Origin of the sequence: Rhodococcus sp. R1101, from assembly GCF_000278445.1 — a bacterium.
GTDB classification, from domain to species: Bacteria; Actinomycetota; Actinomycetes; order Mycobacteriales; family Mycobacteriaceae; genus Rhodococcus; species Rhodococcus gordoniae.
Genome location: NZ_AJVB01000187.1, coordinates 1 through 7,031, shown reverse-complemented (window position 1 = coordinate 7,031; position 7,031 = coordinate 1). Strand labels below are relative to the sequence as shown.

Annotated in this window: 10 protein-coding genes; 5 read left to right on the top strand and 5 right to left on the bottom strand. The window is 69.1% G+C overall.

From position 1 onward, the window contains the following. A partial coding sequence (gene menD, locus R1101_RS0113025; RefSeq protein WP_016933857.1) for a 2-succinyl-5-enolpyruvyl-6-hydroxy-3-cyclohexene-1-carboxylic-acid synthase occupies nucleotides 1–757 on the bottom strand: 757 nt, incomplete at its 3' end. Between the two features lie 52 nt (nucleotides 758–809). Here menD and R1101_RS0113020 point away from each other — a divergent pair. Beyond that, nucleotides 810–1,439 carry a flavin reductase family protein gene (locus R1101_RS0113020; RefSeq protein WP_016933856.1) on the top strand — a complete coding sequence of 210 codons (630 nt, stop codon included), beginning with the start codon at nucleotides 810–812 and terminating at the stop codon, nucleotides 1,437–1,439. Nucleotides 1,440–1,505: 66 nt separating this feature from the next. After that, nucleotides 1,506–2,366, top strand: coding sequence for a siderophore-interacting protein (locus R1101_RS0113015; RefSeq protein ID WP_016933855.1), 861 nt, complete (start codon nucleotides 1,506–1,508; stop codon nucleotides 2,364–2,366). A 93-nt stretch (nucleotides 2,367–2,459) separates the two neighbouring features. Here the strand turns inward: R1101_RS0113015 and R1101_RS0113010 are convergent, their stop codons facing one another. The 3 genes from R1101_RS0113010 to R1101_RS0113000 all read right to left on the bottom strand — a co-directional run bounded on the left by R1101_RS0113010 (nucleotide 2,460) and on the right by R1101_RS0113000 (nucleotide 4,598). Further along, nucleotides 2,460–2,900 carry a DUF6918 family protein gene (locus R1101_RS0113010; RefSeq protein ID WP_016933854.1) on the bottom strand — a complete coding sequence of 147 codons (441 nt, stop codon included), beginning with the start codon at nucleotides 2,898–2,900 and terminating at the stop codon, nucleotides 2,460–2,462. Between the two features lie 73 nt (nucleotides 2,901–2,973). Continuing rightward, entirely contained in the window at nucleotides 2,974–3,969 is a 996-nt protein-coding gene (locus R1101_RS0113005) for an o-succinylbenzoate synthase (RefSeq protein WP_016933853.1), read from the bottom strand. Then, complete coding sequence (locus R1101_RS0113000; protein WP_016933852.1) at nucleotides 3,966–4,598, bottom strand: PaaI family thioesterase; 633 nt, start codon at nucleotides 4,596–4,598, stop codon at nucleotides 3,966–3,968. Before R1101_RS0113000 ends, R1101_RS0113005 begins: the two co-directional genes overlap by 4 nt. Before the next feature lie 64 nt (nucleotides 4,599–4,662). Between R1101_RS0113000 and R1101_RS0112995 the strand changes: the two genes are divergently transcribed. After that, nucleotides 4,663–5,556 (top strand): 1,4-dihydroxy-2-naphthoyl-CoA synthase, encoded by an 894-nt coding sequence (locus tag R1101_RS0112995; RefSeq protein ID WP_016933851.1) that lies wholly within the window; start codon nucleotides 4,663–4,665, stop codon nucleotides 5,554–5,556. A gap of 77 nt (nucleotides 5,557–5,633) precedes the next feature. On the opposite strand, the gene R1101_RS0112990 is transcribed toward R1101_RS0112995, so the two are convergent. After that, the gene (locus R1101_RS0112990; protein WP_016933850.1) at nucleotides 5,634–5,930 is read right to left on the bottom strand and encodes a DUF4193 domain-containing protein; all 297 of its coding nucleotides are present in this window, start codon (nucleotides 5,928–5,930) and stop codon (nucleotides 5,634–5,636) included. 185 nt (nucleotides 5,931–6,115) lie between these two features. Between R1101_RS0112990 and R1101_RS0112985 the strand changes: the two genes are divergently transcribed. Next, nucleotides 6,116–6,562 carry a hypothetical protein gene (locus R1101_RS0112985; protein ID WP_232284743.1) on the top strand — a complete coding sequence of 149 codons (447 nt, stop codon included), beginning with the start codon at nucleotides 6,116–6,118 and terminating at the stop codon, nucleotides 6,560–6,562. 1 nt (nucleotide 6,563) lies between these two features. After that, nucleotides 6,564–6,947, top strand: a complete 384-nt coding sequence (locus R1101_RS0112980; protein WP_016933848.1) for a VOC family protein — start codon at nucleotides 6,564–6,566, stop codon at nucleotides 6,945–6,947. The last annotated feature ends 84 nt before the right edge of the window (nucleotides 6,948–7,031 follow it).

Sequence of the window (7,031 nt, the reverse complement as noted above, 5' to 3'; positions counted from 1 at the left end):
GCAGCGGAATGCCGTGCAGCGGCGCAGTGGGTTCGGCGACGGTCGGCAGCCCGGACAGTTCGGGACGGAGCGCCGAGCCGTGACCGGAGATCACGACCGTGTCGGGGGTCAGGTCGATCTCGAGTGGGACGTCGAGGGTGGCGTGCACCGTCGTGGTCCAGGCCTTGCCGCCGGGACGTCCCTCGGGCACCGGGCCCTTCGCGTCGAGCTCGGGCACGAGCGGTTCGCGCAGCGGGATGTCGAAGTGGACCGGGCCCGCGTTGCCCGATCGGGTCCCCCGGGCAGCGGCGAGGACGCGCGATACCGCCGAACGCCACTGACTGTTCTGCTCGATGCCTTCGGCGAGACCGAGGCTGATGGTCGCGCGCACCTGGCTGCCGAACAATCCGAGCTGCTCGACGGTCTGGTTCGCGCCGGATCCGAGCAACTCGTAAGGACGGTTGGCGCTGAGCACGACCAGCGGCACGCGGGCGTAATTCGCCTCGAGCACGGCCGGCGCGAGGTTGGCCACGGCGGTACCCGAGGTCATGACGACGGGAACGGGACGACCCGAGGCCAGTGCCAGACCGATCGCGAGGAATCCGGCGGTGCGCTCGTCGATACGCATGTGCAGGCGCAGACGCCCCGCGCTGTCGGCGGCCTGGAGCGCGAAGGCGAGTGGCGCGTTGCGCGAGCCCGGGCACAGCACGACGTCCCGGACACCACCCCGGGCGAGTTCGTCGACGACAGCGGTGGCCTGGGCAGTGGACGGATTCACGACGTCCAGGGTAATTGCGCCGCGAGTGTGGCCGGGGGCAGGTGCGGTCAGAATGGAGCGCGTGCGCACAGTCTTCGATCCCGCCGAGTCGAGCCCGGGCCGCTTCTATCGCCTTCTCACCGCGACAATCGTGCCGAGACCGATCGCGTGGGTGTCCACGGAGGCGGAGGACGGTGTGTTCAATCTCGCGCCGTACAGCTTCTTCACCGTCGCCAGTACCTCACCGCCGGTCGTGCAGTTCACGTCCGTGGGGCGCAAGGACAGTCTGCGGAACATCGAGCAGACGGGCGAGTTCGTGATCAACATCGCGACCGTGCCGTTGATGGAGAAGGTCAACGCCTCGTCGGCGGCGTTCCCGCACGATATCGACGAGTTCACGGAAGTGGGCCTGCACGCCGAGCCGAGCGAGCGGGTGCGGCCGCCGCGGGTCGCGGAGGCGCCCGCGTCGATCGAGTGCCGGCTGCACCGCGTGATCGAGATCGGCGACTCGTTCGTCGTGATGGGTGACGTGCTGGCCGTGACGGTCGATCCGGCGGTGCTGGCGGAGGACGGTGCCCCCGACTTCGCGGCCCTCGGCGCGGTGAGTCGGCTGGGACGGGCGGAATGGGGACTGACACCCGAGGTGCGGAGGCTCGAACGCCCGGGCACTCCCCGAGGTCGCTCCGAGCCGGAGCGAATATAGGTTAGGCTTCGCTGAACGATTGCCGGGATGCCGTGTGGCGCATCCGTACAACCCACGGAGGGCCGCATGGCGAAGACCACGGGAACCGCGCGGCGCCATCCGTACATCAAGCCGGCCTCCCGGCGCATGGTGCGCGCGCAGGTACTCGCCGCCGAACGGATCAGCCCGACCTTCGTCCGCATCACCGTGGGGGGCGAGGACGTCGACTCGATCGCCCCCATGGGTTTCGACCACTGGTTCCGCATGTTCTTCCCCGCCCCGGGCCGGCAGGAACTGACTCTTCCCCGTGCGACCGACGACCGCTGGTGGCCCGAATATCAGGAACTGCCCGAGGAGCGCAGACCGGTGCTGCGGAACTACACCATCCGCCGCGTGCGACCTGCGGGCGCGGGACTGTTCGGCACGACCTCCGAGATCGAGATCGACTTCGCGTCACACGGGGATCTGGGTCCGGCATCGGCGTGGGCGGAACGGGCGAAGCCCGGCGACGAGATCGGCATCCTCGACGAGGGCATCAGCACTCTGCCCCTCGACGAAGCACGTTCGTGGCTGCTCGTCGGTGACGAGAGCGCGGTGCCTGCCGTCGCCGGCATCCTCGGGTCGATTCTCGCCGTCGATCCCCTCGCGGCCGTGGAGGTGTTCGTCGAAATTCCGCACCCCGACGATCTCACTGCCCAGGACCTGCCGACGGGCGAGAACGTGCAGGTGCATCCGGTGATCCGAACGGATGCGCAGGCCGTCCCGGGCAGCCTGGTCGCCGATGCGGTGCGGGAGGCGGCCCCGTCGCCGGATTCCACCCATGCGTTCGTCGCGGGCGAGTCGTCGCTCGCGACCGGCGTGCGCCGCCATCTCGTGCGTGAGTGCGGCTGGGACCGGTCGGCGGTGACCTTCATCGGATATTGGAAGTACGGCGAGCCCGTCTACTGAAGGCCCGCATCCTTCCGAAACGACGAACGCCGCGGCACCGACCGGCGAACCGGTTCGGGACCGCGACGTTCTGGTGTCGCTGGTGTCGGCGGGTCAGCCGGCGTGCTTCTGGATGAGATCACCCAAGCGCGGCAGCGCCTCGACGACGTGCTTCTTGGCCGAGGGACGCAGCGAGTCGTAGACCTTCTTGACGCCGGCCTTCGACGTGCCGGCGATGCGCTCGTCCGTCACTCCGAGAAGAGCGTCGGCGACGACCTCACCGCGGGCGACCAGGTAGTCCGAGAACGAACCGTTGCCTGCGTACTCCACCCAGAACGGCTGGAGCTTCTCGACGAATTCGGGCAGAAGACCTTCGACCGCGCCCGGCACGATGCCCGGGCCGACCTTCTTCACTGCTGCGTAGCCACCCTTGAGGGCGAGACCGGACGCACCCTTCTTGTCCGACACCTCAGCATCGATCAGGGCTTCGACGTCTGCCTTGACCGCCGGGAACTTGTCGGCGCCGAGGAGGGCATCGCCCAGAGCTGCAACCACTTTCACTGCCTCCGTAGATGTGACACTTGTGACCGTTGGGACGCGGGGAACGATATACGACGATTCCGCCGCATCACAGTCCGCGTCCGGCGAGCACCGTACGGCACCGCCGCAGCCGTTCGCACCACCACTCGACGCGGTCGGGATCGGCTCGCAGCGCATCGAGCATGTCCGGTTCCGGCGCGACGGCGACGACGTCGAGCGCGCCCTCGGACAGGTGCAGAGCGGGGGCGACATCGGCCTCGAAGAATCCCCCCGTGCCGAGTCCGCAGGCGTAGGGAAGCTCCGGCAGGGCCGCTGCCGCGGCGAGGCCGGTGGCGATGCCCACCGCGGAATCGAGGGCACTCGAGACGACCACCTCGACGCCGTGACCGGCCAGTTCGCCGGCGAGCGCGACCAGACGGCGGACCCCGCCGAGCGGCGCGACCTTCACGATCGCGACGTCCGCTCCCCCGGCGTGCACGACACGCAGCGGATCCTCGGCCCGACGGATGCTCTCGTCCGCGGCGATGCGTACGCCGGGCAGGCGCCGGCGCACCTCGACGAGTTCGGACACGGTCGCGCACGGCTGCTCGGCGTATTCGAGCGGGGCATCGGCGGTGAGCGCCGTGAGCGCTCGGACGGCCTCGTCCACGCTCCAGCCGCCGTTGGCGTCGATCCGCACGTTCGGTAGGTGTTCGCGCACCGCGCGGACGCGGGCGAGGTCCTGCGCGAGGTCCTGCCCCGGCTCCGCGACCTTCACCTTCGCGGTGCTCGCACCGGGGAAACGGGCGAGCACCTCGGCGACCCGCTCCGGGCCCACGGCGGGCACGGTGGCGTTCACGGCGATCCGGGAACGCCGCGCGGGCGGATACCCCTGCCAGGCGGCCTCGATCGCCGACTGCAACCAATACGCCGCCTCGTCGTCGCCGTACTCGGGGAACGGGCCGAATTCCCCCCACCCCGCGGGTCCGCGCAGCAGCAGGACTTCGCGCTCGGTGATACCGCGGAAGCGGACACGCATGGGCAGCGAGACGACGACGGCTCCGTCGAGGAGCTCGTCGGCGGACGGCAGCGGCCGGAGGGTCACGGCTGGCCCGGCAGCAGCTGGATCATGAGGGCCTCGCAGTCGGCGAGGAGCGTGCCGTCGGTTTCGCGCAATTCGGCCGCACAGAAGATCTTGCGGCCCTCGACGCGCTCGACTCTCCCCTCGACGACGAGTTCGGTCTCGAGCGGCGTGATCTTGCGATAGTTGATGTGGAGATAGCCGGTGCGCGCGATGGGATGCCCCGAGGCGCGGACGACCATGCCGAACAGGTCGTCGAAGAGCAGCGGCAGGGTTCCACCGTGCGCCGCTCCGTTGCCGCCGCGGTGATAGAGCCGGAAGACGCCTCGGGAGCGGACCGATTCCTCGTCGAACTTTTCGATCTGCCAGGGCAGCATCAGCAGGCTGCCGCGACCCGGAAGGTCGGGATTGAAGCCGGCCGGGGACCTGCCCTCCGGGACGCGGTGGGGAGCGAGCAGATCACCGAGCGCCTCGGCCTGCTCGATCGCGCGGTCGATCACCTCGTCGGGTGCGTGGGTGGACACCGCCAGGTCCTGCAGCCGCCGCAGCGCTTCGACGAATCGACCGTAGTTCGGCCCCGCCTTCACCGGTTCGTAGACCGGGAATCCGCCGTGATGTTCGTAGTCGTCGCGGGGGTCGGTCTGCTCGCTCATGCCTGTGCACGTTATCGGGCCGCAGGTCGCGGCGGGCCGGTGCCCGGCCCTTTATGGTGGCGAGGTGACCTTCGATCCAGAACTGTGGCGCCCGGTACCCGGGTTCGAGAACCTCACCGACATCACCTATCACCGACACGTCACGCAGGGCACCGTCCGCGTCGCGTTCGACCGCCCCGAGGTGCGCAACGCGTTCCGTCCGCACACGGTGGACGAGCTCTACCGCACACTCGACCACGCGCGGACCACCTCCGACGTCGGCGTCGTGCTGTTCACGGGCAACGGCCCGAGCCCGAAGGACGGCGGATGGGCGTTCTGCTCCGGCGGCGACCAGCGGATCCGCGGACGCAGCGGCTACCAGTACGCGAGCGGCGAGACCGCCGACACCGTCGACAAGGCCCGTGCCGGCCGCCTGCACATCCTCGAGGTCCAGCGACTGATCCGATTCATGCCGAAGGTCGTCATCGCGCTGGTCAACGGCTGGGCCGCCGGTGGCGGGCACAGCCTGCACGTCACGTGCGACCTGACACTCGCCTCCCGCGAGCACGCCCGCTTCAAGCAGACCGACGCCGACGTGGGCAGCTTCGACGGCGGCTACGGCAGCGCCTACCTCGCCAAGATGGTCGGCCAGAAGTTCGCGCGCGAGATCTTCTTCCTCGGCGACACCTACACGGCCGAGGAGATGCACCACATGGGTGCGGTCAACAAGGTCGTCGACCACGACGAGCTCGAGAACGTCGCGCTGGAGTGGGCGCAGAAGATCAACGGCAAGTCGCCGCAGGCCCAGCGCATGCTCAAGTACGCCTTCAACCTGCAGGACGACGGTCTCGTCGGCCAGCAGTTGTTCGCGGGCGAGGCCACGCGTCTGGCGTACATGACGGACGAAGCGATCGAGGGTCGCGATGCCTTCCTCGAGAAGCGCGATCCGGATTGGTCGCCCTATCCGCATTACTACTGATCCTCACGCGGTGAACCGGGCTTCGCCCCTGCTACAGCAGGCGCACGGCCCGGTTCACCGCGTCAGGCGTGTGATCGTCAGACGCAGTCGCCGCAGAAGGCCTGCTCGCCGTCACCCGTGGCGCGACGGCTGTGGTGCTGGACGAGGAAGCAGCCCATGCAGGTGAACTCGTCCGACTGCTTGGGCAGGACCTGGACCGAGAGCTCTTCCGCCGACAGCGCCGACAGGTCGGCGCCGGGCAGATCGAGGGTCTCGAGGATCTCGCCTTCGTCGGTGTCGGCGGCCGCGGTGGGCTTCAGATCCAGCTCGTCCAGGGCAGTGCCACCGCCGCCCAGGATGTCGGTGGTGCGGGGAGCGTCGTAGTCGGTCGCCATGGCAGTTCTCCTCACTCGATGTCAGCGGTGCCGCGCAGCCACGGCGTGCGGCTGCGACGGACCCGCTGTGGCAGGCCGGCGCTGTCACGGGCACCGTTGCCGTCAGTAATGTCCCAACCGAAGCTTCGTCAAACACATATGTCCAGTTACGTTCGAACCGTGTGCTCTCGGGCACACTGTGGGTCATGACCGACCGCCAGAGTCCGCGAACCGCCCACACCCGCCCGCACGGCGTCTCCGACGCCACCGTCGAAGCGACCGGCAAACTGTCCGAGGCCCTCGAGACCGTCGAGCAGGCGCGGGGCCATCTCTACGCCTTCCACCAGCTGATGGGCCGCGCCGATCTGCTCACCGGCGACGCCGAGGAGCTGATGCGCAAGGCCGGGCACGACGACATCGCCGAGCGGCTCGGCACCGAGATCATCGGACGCAACATCGCCGAGGGACGCTGGACCTTCCAGCTCGTCGAGGAGTTCGACGACGGCTACTGGTCGGATTTCCGGAATTTCGAGAAGCAGGTACGCGACGAACTCGTGCAGGGCCGCCGTCACCTCTTCGAAGCCGAGATGAAGGAGTCGCGGCGCACGCACGGCCGCCGGCATCACGAGGCCCGTCCGGCCGAGGAGCAGTGACGTGGAGATCCTCAGCAGCCGCACGATCCTCCGCCCGCGCGATTACGAGGCCGCCCTCGAGTTCTACGGCTCGACGCTCGGGCTGGCCGTCGCGCGGGAGTATCCCGGCGGAACGGTCTTCTTCGCGGGGCAGTCGCTCATCGAGATCGCCGCGCACGGGCGGCCCGACGACACCGGCGAGGTCTTCCACGGTGCCCTGTGGCTCCAGGTGCGCGACGTCTACGACGCGGAGGCCGAGCTCGCGCGCAAAGGTGTGCACATCGCCCGCGGCGCGAAACAGGAGCCGTGGGGGCTGCACGAGCTGTGGGTCGCGGATCCCGACGGGATTCCGATCGTCCTGGTGCACATCCCCGAGGACCATCCGCTGCGCCGCGACCTCCGCTGACGGATCGAGTTACCCGGCTGCGTCCGGAAGCAGTCCCGCAGCCCCGGTGATCTTGCACACAAGCCATGTGGTCTGGTCTCGACT

Bases quoted from the DNA above. Each gene is read 5' to 3' on its own strand.
- R1101_RS0113020 (WP_016933856.1), top strand. From the start codon at position 810: ATGGAGCGCGTGCGCACAGTCTTCGATCCCGCCGAGTCGAGCCCGGGC.
- R1101_RS0113015 (WP_016933855.1), top strand. From the start codon at position 1,506: ATGGCGAAGACCACGGGAACCGCGCGGCGCCATCCGTACATCAAGCCG.
- R1101_RS0113000 (WP_016933852.1), bottom strand. From the start codon at position 4,598: ATGAGCGAGCAGACCGACCCCCGCGACGACTACGAACATCACGGCGGA.
- R1101_RS0112990 (WP_016933850.1), bottom strand. From the start codon at position 5,930: ATGGCGACCGACTACGACGCTCCCCGCACCACCGACATCCTGGGCGGC.
- R1101_RS0112985 (WP_232284743.1), top strand. From the start codon at position 6,116: ATGACCGACCGCCAGAGTCCGCGAACCGCCCACACCCGCCCGCACGGC.